Source organism: Cylindrospermum stagnale PCC 7417, assembly GCF_000317535.1.
Classification (GTDB): Bacteria; Cyanobacteriota; Cyanobacteriia; order Cyanobacteriales; family Nostocaceae; genus Cylindrospermum; species Cylindrospermum stagnale.
The window spans coordinates 4,682,939-4,699,379 of record NC_019757.1; the positions used below are offsets into that span (position 1 = coordinate 4,682,939).

A 16,441-nucleotide genomic window follows, 5' to 3' on the forward strand; every position below is an offset into this window, starting at 1 on the left:
ATATCCAAAGTATCTGTGAACGGAGTATACTACAAAAATTATTACAAGCAATATCTAACAACAGCCTACAAAGATTTTTACTGAAAGGATTGAGTAAATGTATAGCAGGGAACACAGAACAGCCAAAAATCCTTCAAATAACTTTGACAAACCAGCGCCTAATCGGTTTGCTCCGCGTCGCTTTGGCGTCTGAGCGAGTCGGGAGATAATGGTGATGAAGATGCAAACTCAACGAATAGAGGAACTGTTCAGCGTGCCAGATTAGAATGCGAGTCGAAATTGGGTAAAAACTAATTTGGAGCAAGAACTTGCAAATGGATCATGAGCCATCACCAATGACAGTTTGGCAGCGTATCCTAGTTACGATCACAGCAATATGTTCTGTTAATTGTTCACTTGTGCTGTCTTGGTATTTGACCACATTGGCGCGGGGAGAGAACTACGCTGATATAGGTGTAAGTATGTATCGATATCGCACTATTGCATTGTTGGCAGGGTTGTTCTCTTTTCCAGCTTTGTCCTATATGCTATTATACGCGATCAAACAAACCCTTAGTAAAAACAGTAATTTACCTTACAAAGTGGGAATACCTACTTTTGCTCTTTACTTTTTGTTTTATCTGATCCTTCTCATCTGGGTATATGGCTAAAAGAGCAACAAGTTTGATATCAAATAACTAAATGACTTAATCCCATGATTCAAATGAAGCTTTCCATTAGTAAGCTGTGAGATCAGATGGAAGCTATTAAACTTTTACTAGAACGTCTGGATTATCTGTTGGTTAACCCTCCCAGCGAAGAAGAGGGGTATGAGGTGACATATTTAATGGAAGATATTATCACGACAGCGGGAACAGATGGTTTAATTTTGTTAGTAGAGCGATATGGTAACTCACAGGTTCCCATTTTTCCCCGTGCGACATCATTTTTATTGGCACAGCAAGCTGATCACCCTGATGAAAATACCACCCCTTTAGTATATGAGCTAATCAACAAGCTGCAATGTCAAGACGATTGGGCTACACAGATTAACTGTCTGACAATCTTACAATGTCAGACAATGTTTGATCTTCCTTGGACTTCACTTTCTCAGGCACAATCTGTACTTTTCCCTTTTGTGCAATATTGTTTAAGCCAACACGTAACTGTTGTGGAAGGGGTTGTAGATGCCTTACACCAATTAAACAAGCGTGGATTGATACAGGAAGTTTTTACAGAAACTCAAATTGCTGCATTACGTCAACGCTTTAGAGAAATTATCAGAGAGGGAGATACTCATTTAAATAAGAAAATAGCATATCTAAATGACTTAATTCCATGATTTAAATGAAGCTTTCCATTAGTAAGTTGTGAGACCAGATGGAAGCTATTAAGCTTTTACTAGAACGTCTGGATTACTTGTTGGTTAACCCTCCCAGCGAAGAAGAGGGGTATGAGGTGACATATCTAATGGAAGATATTGTCACTACAGCGGGAACAGATGGTTTAATTTTGTTAGTAGAGCGATATGGAAACTCGCAGGTTCCGATTTTTCCCCGCGCGACATCATTTTTCTTAGCACAGCAAGCTAATCACCCTGATGAAAATACCAGCCCTTTAATATATGAGTTAATCAACAACCTGCAATGTCAAGACGATTGGGCTACACAGATTAACTGTCTGACAACCTTACAACGTCAGACAATGTTTGATCTTCCTTGGACTTCACTTTCTCAGGCACAATCTGTAATCTTTCCCTTTGTGCAATACTGTTTAAGCCAACACGTAACTGTTGTGGAAGGGGTTGTAGATGTCTTGCAAGTATTAAATGAGCATGGATTGATACAGGACGTTTTTACAGAAACTCAAATTGCTGCATTACGTCAACGCTTTAGAGAAATTATCAGAGAGGGAGATACTCATTTGAATAGGCAAATTGCATATCTAAATAACTTAATTCCATGATTCAAATACCTTAGAACTAATCAGTCAGTTAATATAAAGGCAAAAAAAAGGGGAAATTCGATTCTTGAGCGAGAACTAAAAGAACTGTATTATCAACCAGATTTTCTTGAATCTGCCTATTATTTGTTGGTGAATGGATGTGAACAAGAGCAACAAATGGTTCTGGCTACACTGATTGGTATATATAATCATGATGTTTGGTCAATTGCTCAATTAGCTCTAAATAGTGGTTTTCCAAATGTCAGAATAACGGCAGCTTTCCTGCTTTGTCATCCCCAAGCTACTGCTGCTTGGGATACCCTTGTCAAGGCTCTCTCTGACTCAGATAGTAGAGTCAGGCGCAATGTAGCAAAAGCGTTGGCAATACTTGATCCAGTGCTTGCGGCTGACTGGCTACATTCTCTTTTTGCCTCAGTCGATGAAAATGACCGTCTAACAGTATTGGATATTTTTAAAACATTCGACTGTCCACCTTTAACCCCAGCAGTAATAGATGCACTACAAGATATATCCCCAGAGGTGAGAGCCGCTGCTGCTACTGCACTTTTTAAAGTTGGTAAAAATGCCATTGTGCATCTGGAAACTGCTCTTGATGATCCAGATGAGCAAGTCAGATGTCAAGTTTTGGAGACACTATATAAACTAGCTGCTGATGTTCCAGTCAGTATCTTTATTCAGGCTTGCTCTGATTCGTCATCTGATGTCCGTTTCTTCGCTTTGTGCGGTATTGCTAGGAAGGGTAACTTAGATGCTTGTCCAACTGTTTTGCATTTAATAAACGACCCCAGACTGAAAGAATTAGCAATTGATACATTAGGTAAACTTGGTTGCAAACAAGCTATCAACCGATTACTTGAAGAAGCAGAACAAGCAATAAATGATAATGAGCTAGTTGCTGTTTTGAAAACTTTGGGTAAGATTGGTGGTGATGAAATCAGTCCCATATTAAGGTCAGCATTATCAAAAACAGCACCTATGGTCAGAGCAGCATCTGTAACTGCCTATTTAGCAGTAAATCCCCCAGAAGCAGTTCCAGTACTATTAAATGTTCTCAAAAATGACTCTTCTAAAATGGTACGTGCCGCAGCAGTAGAAGTGCTAGGAAAGATAGGCGGTGAACAAGTATGCACTAGACTGATTGAGGTGCTTAGGGAAGATAGGGATGCGGAAGTTCGTCAAACAGCAGCAGGAGCAATCACTAACTGCGGTGATTCTCAAAATGTGGAAGCTTTATTATCAGGTTTAACTGACTCCGATTCTGGAGTTCGGTTACAGATAGTTGCTAGTCTTGGTAAAATAAAGTTAAATCAGGCGATTCCGGCACTGTTGGAGCTAGAACATCAAGAGACTAACCATGAAATTTTAGCACAAATTGCAGATTCTCTTGTGAGATTAGACCATACTAGGTTTGCAAACAAAATTGTCTCTGGCTGTGCAAAACAGTTATTTAATCCAACTTCTATTGGTGTCGCTTTTACATCTTGGTTATTAGATCCATCATATTATTTTGTGTCTGGAAAAATTATTTTTTACAATAATAGTTATGCAGAAACTGTGGACAGTGATGACGAGCGCAAGGAATACAGATATACAGCTAAGGGCGATCAACTAAATTTGCATTCTACAGGAGATGGTAGAGAGTTAGTAATTAAATTTACTGTAGCTCCGGCGGTGTGGGAAAATCCGATGATTGGACTACAGTCTTGTTATCAACTAACACTAAATTATGACTTTTTCTTTAATCATCTTGCACATTCTGAATCTAGGTTTTTTTCTAGTTTTCAGTAAAATTTAAGCAGAAAAGCGCAAATAAACCAAAATTTGTTGGTAAGTTGTGAGACCAAATGGAAGCTATTAAACTTTTACTAGAACGTCTGGATTACCTGTTGGTTAACCCTCCCAGCGAAGAAGAGGGGTATGAAGTGACATATTTAATGGAAGATATTGTGACTACAGCGGGAGTGGATTAACTTGACAATATCTTTCAGGTGATGCCTACGGCTGGCGAGAGCTTACGCATTTTCAGATTTTCCCACCATTTAGGCGATAGGCGATCGCATACCCTGATTCTCTAATATACTAATGCAAAATTGATACCAAACACAAAATACAATTTTGCTCTCAGTATCAATACCAGCTCAGAGGCTGCAATTATTTAAGAATGCGGATAAAAGGACTTGAACCTTCACTCCTTTCGGAACTAGAACCTAAATCTAGCGCGTCTGCCAATTTCGCCATATCCGCATCAGATTTTGATTGTACCATAATAAATTGTCTATGGGAATAGCCAAATAAATAAAAATTGACTAAACCTCAATCTTCACTCACTTCTACGGGGAAATAAGCGTTCCAAGCTCTCCTGGAGGTGTTTGTGAGGATAAATGTCTGCTTTCCGGCTCCACATATAGTCTAAAGTTTGTTGATAACTCCAATCAGGGCGTTTGTAAAAGCAATAGGCAATGCTAACAGATCCGCTTCTACCAATCCCCGCCCGGCAATTGACTAAGATTTTTTTCCCTTGCTTAACTTGTTCTTCTATCCAGCTGATAGATTCTAACAGGGCATGATCAGCTATGGCATTGTGTGCCCCATCCATGAGTCCAATCTTTTTATACGCAAGATTAGAACTAGCACAGAAAGCTAAAGTAAACTCAAAAGCTAGGTTTAGCACAGCATCAAGTTTCAAATTTTCAGCTTGAGAAGCGGCGATAAAGTTGCCAACATAAACCCCTGGGAGAAACTCAACATGGTTTGCTCCTTGTGTCCAATCCATTGAGGGAGATGGAGGAGGAACTGTGAGATAGCCATTTTCGCCAAAGTTTCCTGCCCATTGCCATTGATTATCTTCATTACCAAGCCTGAATCTGTAAGTATACTGATACTCTCCTGGGCTGGTAGGCAAAAAAGAACCTTGGAAAATATATGTATCCTCTTGTTCTCTAGATTGAAATTCTAGGTCGATGCTATGCCAAAAACCTTCGCTGTTGTACTTGTTTAAGGCATTTGTCCAGATTTGTACTCGTATTTCTTCTGCTGGATATTGGCTCTTGAACTTAACCGTGGTGCCAAAGCTTTCCAGCATATAAAGAGTCTGGTAAGAGCCTAAAGCAGGAACGATCTCTTGGATATGAACAAGAGAATTTGTTGAGGAGTCAGCCATATTTACGTTTGTCGCCAACAAATTTTATGAACATGGAACCACAGATAAACACAGATAATTTATTGGTGTTTATCTGTAGTTCCAAACTAGTATTATTGCCAGGAGTCTATTAACTACATCACGGCTATACGGGGTAGACGATGCTTGAAACCGCAGAGAATTTCCCAGGAAATTGTGTCTAATTGATTTGCCCAGTCATCGGCTGAGATTTGTTCTCTTCCCTGTTGCCCTAGTAAGGTGACTATTTCGCCTTCTTGGATATTGGGGATAGAACTGACATCTAACATCAACTGATCCATTGTAATTGTCCCAACTTGCGGCACGCGCTGACCGCGAATTAAGACTTGCATTTTATTGGAAAGTTGACGGGGGACACCATCAGCATAACCAATGCCGACGACTGCGAGGCGCATTTCTCGTGGTGCGGTAAACTTATGACCGTAGCTGACGCTAGTTCCTGGGGCAATGGTTTTTACCTGGGTGACTCGTGCCTTTAATTGTAAAACCGGGTGAAGTTGGATTTTGTTTTGTAAATGGGGTGCTGGGTAGAGTCCATAAGCGGCTAAACCCACGCGCACAATGTCGTAGTGTAGTGCGGTATCTGTGAGGGTAGCGGCTGAGTTTGCTAGGTGTAAGCAAGGTGGGTTGATGCCCTTGGCTTTGATTTGGGCGATCGCATCTTCAAATCGTTGATGCTGTTCTTGCATCGCTGTCAAATCGGGGCTGTCTGCTGTTGCTAAGTGGGAATAAATGCTGGCGATCGCCAGATGAGGTAAGCTCTGCACTAATTGCACAAACTCACTTGCTTCTTGCCAATTGGTTCCTAACCTAGACATTCCCGTGTCTAATTTGATGTGTACTTCCATCGGGGAACCGTTGTTCATGCTTTCTAGGACGTTGGAAAATACCAAAGCTTGTTTAGGGCTGCACAGGGTGGGCTGAAGTTTCCAGTGAGCGATCGCATGAATTTGCTCTGGTGTATGGGTGGCCCCTAAAATTAAAATCGGCGCTTTAATGCCGCCTTCTCGTAATTGAATGCCCTCCGGCACTGTGGCAACTCCCAACCAACTAGCTCCCGATTCCAGTGCCGTTTGGGCAACTGTCACGGCTCCATGACCATAGGCATCAGCTTTTACCACTGCCATCAGCTGGGTGCGCGGCGATAAAAATTTTACCAATTGCTGCACATTATACGACAACGCCCCTAAATCAATTTCTACCCAAGCACGTTGGGAGAACCAGGCGTAGGTATCGCACTGCTGATTATCAGCCACACCAGAAGTTTGTTGTTTGCGACTTAACATTTCACTCACTCCTATCACACCACTGCTAAACTTCCAAATTGTCTATTGATTTGCGCTCCTAGAAGCCATATCAAATTAATCAGGAAGTTTACCGCTCATCCGGGAATTGATACAAGATGTCTAAACCCTCGATGGGTGACCAAAAGCACGGCAGACTTGCCAAGAGTTGCTGCTTATCTGCTGTCTATTATGTTCAGTTGTTAGTTATAAGTTATTTTTAATACTAACAATGGCGACTGGTACATCACGGCGGAAATAAAGCTACCATTCAAAATAGGCCAAAAGCCTACATCACAAGCTTTTTTAATTTTGTGCCTCTTTCAGAGGAGATGCGAAGACAGCGGAGCGTGCCGTAGGCTCTATTTTGAATTTTTAATTCCGCGAAGCGTTACTAGCTACTGATTTTGCTCATAAACCCTTGGAAGGGTTGCCCCTTGATCAAGGGTGATCAGAATTTATCACCCGTTATTTGAATTTATTTCTGCAAAAATTATCCCGGTAGTATCATTTAATCTCATCTCCCCAGCAGAGTATATATGTGTTAATATATGTAAAACTAATACCTTGAGCGCAGATTCATGGGGAAGGTTTTAGTCTTAAACGCCTCTTACGAACCGCTCAACATAACTAGCTGGCGACGTGCTGCGGTTTTGTTGATTAAAGGCAAGGCAGAACGCATAGAACACAATGGTAAATTCCTTTACGCGGAATTTCCACTGCCGACCGTAATCCGGTTGCGCTACTATGTGCGCGTTCCCTACAAGGAAATTCCTCTCACTCGCCGAAATATATTGCACCGTGACGGTCATACTTGTCAATACTGCGGTTACACAGGAGATGAGTTGACACTAGATCACGTACTGCCGCGATCTCGTGGTGGCGGCGATTCCTGGGAAAACATTGTGACAGCTTGTGTCCGTTGCAATGTCAAAAAAGGGAGCCGTACACCTCACGAAGCGCATATGTTTTTGCGTCATTCTCCTCGCCAGCCTTACAGTAGCCTCTATTTTGAGGTCAGCAAACAACTTAAAAGTGGACTACACCAAGAGTGGCAAAAATATGTAATAGGTCTTTGACGTTACACAGATCAGCCCTAAAAAACCAGGACAGTCTTCACCTCTAAAATTTCTTGTTTGACCAACGTCTGGACAAGTATAGTCCAGCAAGGCAAAACATAGGCTTGGGTGAAGCTGATCAGAATGTTTGTGTGGGACAACATCCCATGCAAGCGGGTAGAAAAGCGTGCCTAAATCTTGGCTAGTGATCTACCAGCGCCCCACTATATCTTATGGCAGCGGGGATAAATTCTAGTTGGCGCTAAAATGAGGAAAAAACTCCTTTAAAAGCCTGATTTTCGGTGAAAATAAGAGTCAATTGCTCATTAGCCCCAAATATGGGAGTATTAATTTCAAAAAGCTAGGAAATTAAGAGCTAAGTGTGAAGTATGAGTCGATGATTATACCCTAAACCAGATAAATCTTCAAGAGTAACTGTTCAGCTTTTAATCAAAAGCTGCTGATTTATCAATAAAGGAAGACGAGAAAAAAGATTTATGTGACCAGATACAGTACAAGATGCTTTGTGTCTTGGTTTGCACTCCCTATATACATTCTCGTCAGAAGTGGCAGATTGATGCCCGACGCTATTGGCAAAAAATAGACCGATGTATATAGTGCCACGACTCAAGATTTTTGCGAAGATCGTAATGTGTGGCTAAATCAGTGCTTCACTGGTTTGAGTATCTTTTATTGAAATAAAACTAGCCTCACACTTAGAAAAGAGTTCCCTATGTATTTGAATTCTCCCGTGACTCAATTTGAGAGTTTGTCATTGACCACAGAGCCGAACCCAGAGGATGCTGAAATAGACAGAGAGCCAATTGAACTTCCACCGCTTAATCGCCCCTCCTTACCGCCTGCGACAGGTGAACCAAGCATCTACATAGCTCAACGTGGCAATTCTCTAGCAAATCAGAAGTCAGAAGAGTTGCAAAAAACTCTTCTAGGGCATCGACATGAGCGTCAGTTGGTAATTCTACAAGATTTTCCTGACCCTGATGCCCTCTCTTGTGCTTGGGCTTACCAGCTAATTGCTCAACAATACGATATTAAATGTGAAATTATTTATGCTGGTACTTTAAGCCACCAAGAGAATATTGCTTTAGTCAAGCTGACTAATTTACCTGCCCAGCGGTGGACATTGCAAACCCTGAAAACTAAAGATTTGTCATTTTACCAGGGTTTTGTCTTAATTGATAATCAGGGAACAACTTCTCAGCTATTGTCAACGGTGCAACAGGCAGGAGTTCCTTTAGTGGCGGTGATTGACCATCACAGCATGCAGGCAGAACTTAAAGCAGAGTTTGTTGATGTCCGTCCTTACGTCCGAGCAACGGCAACGATTTTTACCCAGTATTTGCAAACTGGCATCCTAAAATTAGATAGCAGCATCAATCAACACGTTAAATGTGCTACGGCCTTGATGCACGGCTTGAGATCGGATACAAATCGGCTAATGCAAGCGCAAGAGGAAGACTTTATGGCCGCTGCGTATCTCAGCCGATTTTATGACGCTCAACTGCTAAACGCCATTTTACAGGCGAATCGTTCCAAACGGGTGATGGATGTGATTGAGCGATCGCTCAAAAACCGCATTGTCCAAAACAACTTTTCCATCGCCGGAGTTGGTTACTTACGCTACGAAGACAGAGACGCCATCCCCCAAGCGGCTGATTTTCTCGTCACCGAAGAAAATGTCCACACCGCCGTAGTTTATGGCATCGTTCATGATGAAGATGATGAACTAGAAGTAGTTATCGGTTCTTTGAGAACCACTAAACTCACCCTAGACCCCGATGAGTTCATTAAAGAAGCCTTTGGGCAAGATAGTACTGGGCGGTTTTTTGGTGGTGGTAGGACTGGTGCCGGCGGCTTTGAAATTCCGATGGGTTTCTTGTCTGGCGGCAACGAAAATTCTTCCTATGCCAAAATTAAATGGGAAGTTTTCGATTCGCAAATTAAGCAAAAGTTGCTGAGGTTGGTCAATCCTAGAGATAACCCGATACAGTCTTAGGGATGATGAAAGAAAGTTCCTAACTATTGCTGGGGTTACAGTAGAGACGTTGGATGCAACGTCTCTACAAAGGTTTAAATGGGCAGTAAAGCCGTTGACACCAATATCTTGATTTACGTCAATGAGCCGCGTGATCTAGTCAAGTAAGGATTAGCCGGAACGCCATGAAGACTAGAAAACAGCAAATGTTACAAAACTTGTATGAGCAAGATTTTTGTGCTTGGGTAGAGCAGACAGCAGAGCTTTTGCGATCGCAACACTGGGACGCAGTGGATTTAGAAAATTTAATCGAGGAAGTGGTGGACTTGGGTAAGAGTCAACAGCGTGCGTTGCAGAGTGCGTTGCGGTTGGTGTTGTCGCATTTGCTGAAGTGGAAATATCAACCCGAACGTCGTAGCCAAAGTTGGCAAGTGACCATTACCCGTGAGCGACTAAATTTAGATGAATTATTGACAGAAAGTCCCAGCTTGCGCCGTTTTTTAACTGATGCCGATTGGATAAATGCCACCTATCAAAGAGCGCGACGAGAGGCAATGGTAGAAACTAGTTTACCAGAGGATCATTTTGCGATCGCTTGTCCTTTTTCTGTCGATGAGATTTTAGACTTAGACTTTTATCCTAACGCTGAAGAATAACTGTAAGTTTATCCCGTGTGCGCTCGCACAAACTTGTAGAGCTTAAGTAGTATTTTATACTAAATATTAGATTAACTTTAATAACTGATAGTTTCATAGGGATACAGTGCGGCTCAGTACTAGCCTAAAATTTACTCCTATACGAGCAGGTATAAATTTGGTACAATTTATAGATATGCTTGCTAACGAATTGAGGATTAAATTGTGGAAAGTGCTGTAAGTTTGTTAAGTTTTTATCAAGAGATGCACTTGAGATGCCAATAGCACGTTTTTAATTTCTCATACCCGGACAGCCTACTTTGTTACAAACAAAGCGATTATCATGGAAAAGGCAAAAAAAGACTATCAGATGTTCCTAGAAATTGTTGCTTCTGAGTTAGATAGCACAGAAGAGAAGGATAAGATACTAGCAGCTATTAAGCAACATCTTGAACAACAAGAACAAGAAGGGCTAAAAAATTCTTTCAATGAGCTTCAGCACTTAGTTGATGAGTCTTATGACTTCTCTATTGAATCTAATAACCAGCAGTTAAAAACAAACCAGATAGTTTTACTTGATAAAGCACAAATAGCACTTGATGCTTTACCAACTAAATATCAAAAAAAGGTTACTCATGCTATTAGTTGCCTAGAAAAATTTCCTGATTGTTCACCACTCCAATTTGCTAATTTGAGTTCAAACCCAAATTATTTCATTGCGCCGATAGGCATATATAGAGTGATTTTTGAGTTTCAACCTGGAGAAGTAACTATTGTCGATATAGTTAATCACGACCGTCTTGAGATGTTTTATGGCTCATTAGAAAAGGCTAAAACATGAAAGGTCTAGATTCTTTTACCATAGACCTTAAAAAGTGTCGATTTGAACTTGATGAATTTGAGAAGTTACTTCTCAATAATAGTGAACTACAAGAAAGTAAAGATATACTGCCCTTGTTTAAGGAGAGACTACATTTATCGGCATTTATTGGGTCTTACGTTCCTGATATCGTTAGATTCAACCAAATCAAACATGAATTTTCTTTTTTTGGTGACTTTCGTGCTGATTTAGTTGTTGGTGATTCAGTAAACAATACTTACTGTTTTATTGAATTTGAAGATGCTACTAAAGACAGTATATTTGTAAATAAAGGAAGAAGTACATCAGATTGGTCGCCTAGATTTGAACATGGGTTCAGTCAAATCATTGATTGGTTTTGGAAGATTGATGACTTTAAGAATACGACTTCATCCCGCTCTATTTTTGAAAGTGAAAATATAGAATTTTACGGCATTCTTATTATAGGTAGAGATGCTTTTATCTCTCCTCTTGATAAAGCTAGATTGAAATGGCGTTTAAATAAAGTTTTAGTAGACTCACGCAAAGTAATTTGCATAACATTTGACCAATTAGCTAGAGATATTAGAGATAGACTTTCACTGTATCCACTGATTTATGAAGCAGAATCAGAGGCTGAACGAACTATTTCCACAGATGAAAGCGATCGCACATTGCCTTAGCTTATTTTTAAGTATTTAGTCCGCGAAGGCGGACTTCGTTTGTATAGCCGCGACTTCTAGTCGTTAGGGCAAGGATATGAAATAACTATGGAACTGTATTTATTCCGTCACGGCATCGCCGAAGAGAAAGAAACCGGTATCAAAGATGAAGAACGCAAACTCACCAAAGAAGGACGGCAAAAAACCGAGAAAGTAGCCCAGCGACTCGTCACCCTAGATTTACACTTTGATTTAATTATTACTAGCCCCTTAGTCCGGGCCCAGCAAACAGCAGAAATACTCATCACCGCTGGACTCAGTTCTCAGATAGAAGAATCTAGCCACCTGAAGCCTGAAGGTAATATTAACAATTGGCTGCTAGACTGGTTAGAACCTAGAAAATATCCCGAAAAAACCCAACTAGCGCTGGTGGGACATGAGCCTAATTTGAGCAATTGGGCAGAAATTCTCCTTTGGGGAGAAGCGAAAGAGCGTCTAGTCCTGAAAAAAGCAGGTATGATTGGGATAAAACTACCAGAAAAAGGTTCTCCTCTGGGTCGTAGTCAGATGTTTTGGTTGACACCACCCAAGTACCTGCTATAACAGTTTTTCAACCTTTCCCAAAGAATGGTTGTTAGATCGGCTACTGTTATAACGAAAATAATTTCTGGTAAGTTAGCGTGATCAGATATTTCAAAAAGCAGATGGTGTTGCCATGACGGTGTGCGAATTCAGGCCTGGGTTAGAAGGCATTCCCGCAGCCCAATCGAGTATCAGCTACGTTGATGGGCAAAAGGGAATACTAGAATATCGTGGCATCCGGATTGAGGAATTAGCAGAGAAAAGTTCATTTCTAGAAACTGCTTTTCTTTTAATCTGGGGTGAACTGCCAACCAAGGAAGAACTAGAAGCGTTTGAGCATGAAGTTCGCTTCCACAGGCGGATAAAATATCGCATTCGGGACATGATGAAATGCTTTCCAGAAAGCGGTCACCCGATGGATGCTCTGCAAGCCTCTGCTGCTGCGTTAGGTTTGTTTTATTCGCTCCGGGATTTACATAATCCTGCCTACATTCGCGATTCGGTAGTCCGCTTGATAGCAACCATTCCGACAATGGTGGCGGCATTCCAATTGATGCGAAAAGGTAATGACCCCGTACGGCCGCGCGATGACTTAGATTATTCCGCCAACTTTCTGTACATGCTCAATGAGCAAGAACCAGATCCTTTGGCGGCAAGAATTTTCGACATCTGCTTGATTTTGCATGTCGAACATACAATGAATGCTTCTACCTTCAGCGCCAGGGTGACGGCTTCTACCTTAACTGACCCCTACGCTGTAGTTGCTAGTGCGGTGGGCACTTTGGGGGGGCCCTTGCACGGTGGCGCCAATGAAGAAGTGATTCAGATGTTGGAAGAAATTGGCTCGATTGAAAATGTGCGCCCATACATAGAGGATCGTCTGCAACGCAAAGCTAAAATTATGGGCTTTGGACATCGTGTCTACAAAGTGAAAGATCCACGGGCCACTATCTTGCAAACCTTAGCCGAACAGTTGTTTGAGAAGTTTGGGTACGACAAGTACTACGAAATTGCCCTAGAGATGGAACGGGTAGTAGAGGAAAAACTCGGCAGCAAAGGGATTTATCCCAACGTTGACTTTTATTCTGGTTTGGTGTACCGGAAAATGGGGATTCCGACAGACTTGTTTACACCAATATTTGCGATCGCGCGTGTTGCTGGTTGGCTGGCACACTGGAAAGAACAACTCGCAGAAAACCGGATCTTCCGTCCTACCCAAATTTACGACGGTCGCCACGAAGCTCCTTATATCCCCATTGAACAACGTTAACTGGCGATCGCATTGCCAGTCTTGCCAGCCCTCAGTTCTGGGATATCAGAAAATTTGGCTCAAGTAGACAACCGTTGCCAAGCTGGAAGCGGCTACGTTGTCTTGCTTGAACCTGGTAATGGGAACGGGTAATTGGTAAGAGTTTTCCCAGCAACCATTACCCAGACTGGGGGTTTCATTAGTTCAACTCAATCCAAACCATAAGTAGAAGTTGTCCTGTCGTTCGACTAAGGCAAAAACCATCCAAGGATATACTAGGCATGGGAATTGGCAACAAATCTACAATCAGGCATCTTCTCGGCAGAGATTATCAACGGGTGAAGACAGCAGGTATTAATTCAACTAATAGTTGTATCTCACCATGACTCGATGACTTAAAGAGCAGCAAAAATGAATTCAGGAATTGACCTCCAAGGAACTTTTATTCAATCCCTCAGGGATTTAGGAATACCACCAGGGGCAGCCAAAGCGATTTGGATGCCATTACCAATGATCCTGATGCTGATTGCAGCAACAGTCGGGGTACTAGTCTCCACTTGGCTGGAGCGGAAAATCTCCGCCGCCGCACAGCAGCGGATTGGTCCAGAATACATGGGTCCTTTTGGGTTGCTGGTGCCTGTAGCAGATGGTCTGAAGCTGGTATTTAAAGAAGATGTAGTGCCAGCCAATTCAGATGCCTTTCTGTTTACTCTCGGCCCAATTATTGTTGTAATTCCGGTATTTCTGTCATTTCTGATAGTTCCCTTTGGACAGAATATCGTTATTAGCAATGTGGGAATGGGGGTCTTTTTGTGGATTGCTTTGTCCAGCATTCAGCCGATTGGCTTGCTGATGGCTGGCTATGCATCCAATAACAAATACTCCCTCTTAGGGGGCTTACGGGCAGCAGCGCAGTCCATTAGTTACGAAATTCCCTTGGCGCTGAGTGTGTTAGCGATCGTCATGATGTCTAACAGCCTCAGCACCGTTGATATTGTCAATCAGCAATCTGGCTACGGCATCCTGGGCTGGAACATTTGGCGGCAACCAGTCGGATTCCTCATTTTTTGGATCTCCGTCCTTGCAGAATGCGAACGCTTGCCCTTTGACCTACCAGAAGCAGAAGAAGAACTAGTAGCAGGTTATCAAACTGAATACACGGGGATGAAATTCGGTTTGTTCTACCTAGGTTCCTACGTTAACTTAATACTTTCTTCCCTGCTAGTAGCAGTTTTGTACCTAGGCGGTTGGGATTTTCCCCTACCCATCAACCTGATAGCTAACTTGCTGGGAGTAAGTGAAGCCAACCCTGTGTTGCAGATAGTGGCTGCTTCATTGGGTATCACCATGACCATACTCAAAGCCTACTTCTTAGTGTTTATTGCCATCCTGTTGCGCTGGACAGTGCCACGGGTGCGGATTGACCAATTGCTAGATTTAGGATGGAAGTTCTTGTTGCCACTGGGTTTGGTTAATCTCCTATTAACCGCTGCCCTGAAACTAGCTTTTCCCGTCGCCTTTGGCGGCTAATGGGTAATGGGTATTCAATTTTGGATTTTGGATTTTGGATTTTGGATGAAAACTGAGATTTTGATAATTAGGCAGAATTTTATGTCTAGATTTACCAAACCTCAAACCCCAATCTAAAATCTAAAATCTAAAATTGGCTTTCCCCAGTTACCTTTTTCCCAATCATCTGTCACCTAAAAGGAGTAGAGACACGAACGATGCTAAAGTTCCTGAAACAAGTTGGTGATTACGCCAAAGAAGCAGTGCAAGCCGGGCGTTATATTGGTCAGGGGCTGTCTGTCACCTTCGACCACATGCGGCGGCGTCCAGTTACCGTACAGTACCCTTACGAAAAACTGATTCCTGGCGAACGGTTTCGCGGTAGGATTCACTTTGAATTTGATAAATGCATCGCCTGCGAAGTCTGTGTTCGCGTTTGTCCGATCAACCTACCTGTAGTTGATTGGGAATTCGACAAAGCCAGCAAGAAGAAAAAACTCAACCACTACAGCATCGACTTTGGAGTTTGTATCTTCTGCGGTAATTGCGTGGAATATTGCCCGACTAACTGTTTATCGATGACAGAAGAATACGAGCTTGCCACTTACGATCGCCACGAACTGAACTATGACAACGTAGCCCTGGGTCGCTTGCCTTATAAAGTAACAGATGACCCAATGGTAACGCCACTACGCGAACTGGTTTACCTACCCAAGGGCGTCTTCGACCCCCATGATTTGCCTGCCAATGCTCCTCGTGGTGGTTCACGCCCAGAAGACCTAGTAGAAACAGAAAAATAAATGTCTTGAGTCAACAGTCAAACGGATGACTCTTGACTAATGACCGATGACCAATGACAGAGGACAAAAAACAGTGAATTTAGCGGAAGGAGTTCAGTTTGTTTCATTTAGCGTACTAGGTGTGATGATGATTGGGGCAGCCCTTGGTGTGGTGCTGTTCTCCAACATCGTCTATTCCGCCTTTTTGCTGGGGGGAGTATTCATCAGCATGGCGGGCATCTACCTGTTGCTAAATGGTGATTTTGTGGCAACAGCACAAGTGCTGATTTATGTTGGAGCAATTAACGTACTGATTTTATTTGCCATTATGTTGGTCAACAAGCGGCAGCCTTTTGCCACCTTGCCCACAGCTTGGGTGCGGACAGTAATCACAGCTGTAGTGAGCCTAGGATTGTTTGCCCTGTTGAGTACAATGGTGCTGGCGACTCCTTGGGCTAACACCACTCTGCCTGCAACTCGCGAAAGTTCGATAGTTTTGATTGGTGAGCATTTCTTCACTGATTTCTTACTACCGTTTGAACTGGCTTCCATTTTGTTGCTGATAGCGATGGTGGGAGCGATTATTTTGGCCCGTCGCGAGTATTTGCCATCTGATATACCGCGAACTGTTTTGACTTTGCCAGAACGTCCCAGAGAACTAGTCTCAGTAAATGGCGAAACAAAAGAGTAAGATTTGCAGTTAAACAGCCAAATGTTTCAGAAGGGAT

Annotated in this window: 16 protein-coding genes and 1 tRNA gene; 14 read left to right on the forward strand and 3 right to left on the reverse strand. The window is 42.3% G+C overall.

The window, feature by feature from the left end:
• The first annotated feature begins 736 nt into the window (after nt 1-736).
• From CYLST_RS19625 to CYLST_RS36385, 4 genes are all read left to right on the forward strand, one after another.
• Nucleotides 737-1,321: a hypothetical protein gene (locus CYLST_RS19625; protein ID WP_015209480.1), complete on the forward strand. Its 585-nt coding sequence runs from the start codon at nt 737-739 to the stop codon at nt 1,319-1,321.
• Nucleotides 1,322-1,359: 38 nt separating this feature from the next.
• A complete protein-coding gene (locus tag CYLST_RS19630) occupies nt 1,360-1,944 on the forward strand; it encodes a hypothetical protein (RefSeq protein WP_015209481.1) in 585 nt (194 codons plus the stop codon).
• Nucleotides 1,945-2,100: 156 nt separating this feature from the next.
• Nucleotides 2,101-3,732, forward strand: a complete 1,632-nt coding sequence (locus CYLST_RS19635) for a HEAT repeat domain-containing protein (protein ID WP_157162611.1) — start codon at nt 2,101-2,103, stop codon at nt 3,730-3,732.
• A 56-nt stretch (nt 3,733-3,788) separates the two neighbouring features.
• A complete protein-coding gene (locus tag CYLST_RS36385) occupies nt 3,789-3,914 on the forward strand; it encodes a hypothetical protein (RefSeq protein WP_015209483.1) in 126 nt (41 codons plus the stop codon).
• Nucleotides 3,915-4,106: 192 nt separating this feature from the next.
• On the opposite strand, the gene CYLST_RS19640 is transcribed toward CYLST_RS36385, so the two are convergent.
• The 3 genes from CYLST_RS19640 to alr form a co-directional block, all read right to left on the reverse strand.
• Nucleotides 4,107-4,188: transfer RNA gene (locus CYLST_RS19640), tRNA-Leu, on the reverse strand.
• Nucleotides 4,189-4,264: 76 nt separating this feature from the next.
• Nucleotides 4,265-5,104, reverse strand: coding sequence for a dual specificity protein phosphatase family protein (locus tag CYLST_RS19645; RefSeq protein ID WP_015209484.1), 840 nt, complete (start codon nt 5,102-5,104; stop codon nt 4,265-4,267).
• A 113-nt stretch (nt 5,105-5,217) separates the two neighbouring features.
• Nucleotides 5,218-6,408, reverse strand: a complete 1,191-nt coding sequence (gene alr, locus CYLST_RS19650; protein WP_015209485.1) for an alanine racemase — start codon at nt 6,406-6,408, stop codon at nt 5,218-5,220.
• A 578-nt stretch (nt 6,409-6,986) separates the two neighbouring features.
• Here alr and CYLST_RS19655 point away from each other — a divergent pair.
• From CYLST_RS19655 to CYLST_RS19700, 10 genes are all read left to right on the forward strand, one after another.
• Nucleotides 6,987-7,484, forward strand: coding sequence for an HNH endonuclease (locus tag CYLST_RS19655; protein WP_015209486.1), 498 nt, complete (start codon nt 6,987-6,989; stop codon nt 7,482-7,484).
• A 712-nt stretch (nt 7,485-8,196) separates the two neighbouring features.
• A complete protein-coding gene (locus CYLST_RS19660) occupies nt 8,197-9,480 on the forward strand; it encodes a DHH family phosphoesterase (RefSeq protein ID WP_015209487.1) in 1,284 nt (427 codons plus the stop codon).
• Nucleotides 9,481-9,644: 164 nt separating this feature from the next.
• Nucleotides 9,645-10,115 carry a DUF29 domain-containing protein gene (locus CYLST_RS19665; protein WP_015209488.1) on the forward strand — a complete coding sequence of 157 codons (471 nt, stop codon included), beginning with the start codon at nt 9,645-9,647 and terminating at the stop codon, nt 10,113-10,115.
• Between the two features lie 322 nt (nt 10,116-10,437).
• Nucleotides 10,438-10,935: a type II toxin-antitoxin system RelE family toxin gene (locus tag CYLST_RS36025; protein WP_015209489.1), complete on the forward strand. Its 498-nt coding sequence runs from the start codon at nt 10,438-10,440 to the stop codon at nt 10,933-10,935.
• A complete protein-coding gene (locus tag CYLST_RS19675; RefSeq protein WP_015209490.1) occupies nt 10,932-11,615 on the forward strand; it encodes a Shedu immune nuclease family protein in 684 nt (227 codons plus the stop codon). Before CYLST_RS36025 ends, CYLST_RS19675 begins: the two co-directional genes overlap by 4 nt.
• An 87-nt stretch (nt 11,616-11,702) precedes the next feature.
• Nucleotides 11,703-12,197, forward strand: a complete 495-nt coding sequence (gene sixA, locus CYLST_RS19680) for a phosphohistidine phosphatase SixA (RefSeq protein ID WP_015209491.1) — start codon at nt 11,703-11,705, stop codon at nt 12,195-12,197.
• A gap of 112 nt (nt 12,198-12,309) precedes the next feature.
• Nucleotides 12,310-13,446 (forward strand): citrate synthase, encoded by a 1,137-nt coding sequence (locus CYLST_RS19685; RefSeq protein WP_015209492.1) that lies wholly within the window; start codon nt 12,310-12,312, stop codon nt 13,444-13,446.
• Nucleotides 13,447-13,836: 390 nt separating this feature from the next.
• Nucleotides 13,837-14,955 carry an NADH-quinone oxidoreductase subunit NuoH gene (nuoH, locus tag CYLST_RS19690; protein WP_015209493.1) on the forward strand — a complete coding sequence of 373 codons (1,119 nt, stop codon included), beginning with the start codon at nt 13,837-13,839 and terminating at the stop codon, nt 14,953-14,955.
• A 197-nt stretch (nt 14,956-15,152) separates the two neighbouring features.
• On the forward strand, nt 15,153-15,734 hold the full coding sequence (ndhI, locus tag CYLST_RS19695) for an NAD(P)H-quinone oxidoreductase subunit I (RefSeq protein WP_015209494.1): 582 nt from the start codon (nt 15,153-15,155) through the stop codon (nt 15,732-15,734).
• Nucleotides 15,735-15,807: 73 nt separating this feature from the next.
• Nucleotides 15,808-16,404, forward strand: a complete 597-nt coding sequence (locus CYLST_RS19700) for an NADH-quinone oxidoreductase subunit J (protein WP_172642195.1) — start codon at nt 15,808-15,810, stop codon at nt 16,402-16,404.
• Nucleotides 16,405-16,441: the final 37 nt, after the last annotated feature.

Bases quoted from the DNA above. Each gene is read 5' to 3' on its own strand.
- CYLST_RS19625 (WP_015209480.1), top strand. From the start codon at position 737: ATGGAAGCTATTAAACTTTTACTAGAACGTCTGGATTATCTGTTGGTT.
- CYLST_RS19630 (WP_015209481.1), top strand. From the start codon at position 1,360: ATGGAAGCTATTAAGCTTTTACTAGAACGTCTGGATTACTTGTTGGTT.
- CYLST_RS19635 (WP_157162611.1), top strand. From the start codon at position 2,101: ATGGTTCTGGCTACACTGATTGGTATATATAATCATGATGTTTGGTCA.
- CYLST_RS36385 (WP_015209483.1), top strand. From the start codon at position 3,789: ATGGAAGCTATTAAACTTTTACTAGAACGTCTGGATTACCTGTTGGTT.
- CYLST_RS19645 (WP_015209484.1), bottom strand. From the start codon at position 5,104: ATGGCTGACTCCTCAACAAATTCTCTTGTTCATATCCAAGAGATCGTT.
- alr (WP_015209485.1), bottom strand. From the start codon at position 6,408: ATGTTAAGTCGCAAACAACAAACTTCTGGTGTGGCTGATAATCAGCAG.
- CYLST_RS19655 (WP_015209486.1), top strand. From the start codon at position 6,987: ATGGGGAAGGTTTTAGTCTTAAACGCCTCTTACGAACCGCTCAACATA.
- CYLST_RS19660 (WP_015209487.1), top strand. From the start codon at position 8,197: ATGTATTTGAATTCTCCCGTGACTCAATTTGAGAGTTTGTCATTGACC.
- CYLST_RS19665 (WP_015209488.1), top strand. From the start codon at position 9,645: ATGAAGACTAGAAAACAGCAAATGTTACAAAACTTGTATGAGCAAGAT.
- CYLST_RS36025 (WP_015209489.1), top strand. From the start codon at position 10,438: ATGGAAAAGGCAAAAAAAGACTATCAGATGTTCCTAGAAATTGTTGCT.
- CYLST_RS19675 (WP_015209490.1), top strand. From the start codon at position 10,932: ATGAAAGGTCTAGATTCTTTTACCATAGACCTTAAAAAGTGTCGATTT.
- sixA (WP_015209491.1), top strand. From the start codon at position 11,703: ATGGAACTGTATTTATTCCGTCACGGCATCGCCGAAGAGAAAGAAACC.
- CYLST_RS19685 (WP_015209492.1), top strand. From the start codon at position 12,310: ATGACGGTGTGCGAATTCAGGCCTGGGTTAGAAGGCATTCCCGCAGCC.
- nuoH (WP_015209493.1), top strand. From the start codon at position 13,837: ATGAATTCAGGAATTGACCTCCAAGGAACTTTTATTCAATCCCTCAGG.
- ndhI (WP_015209494.1), top strand. From the start codon at position 15,153: ATGCTAAAGTTCCTGAAACAAGTTGGTGATTACGCCAAAGAAGCAGTG.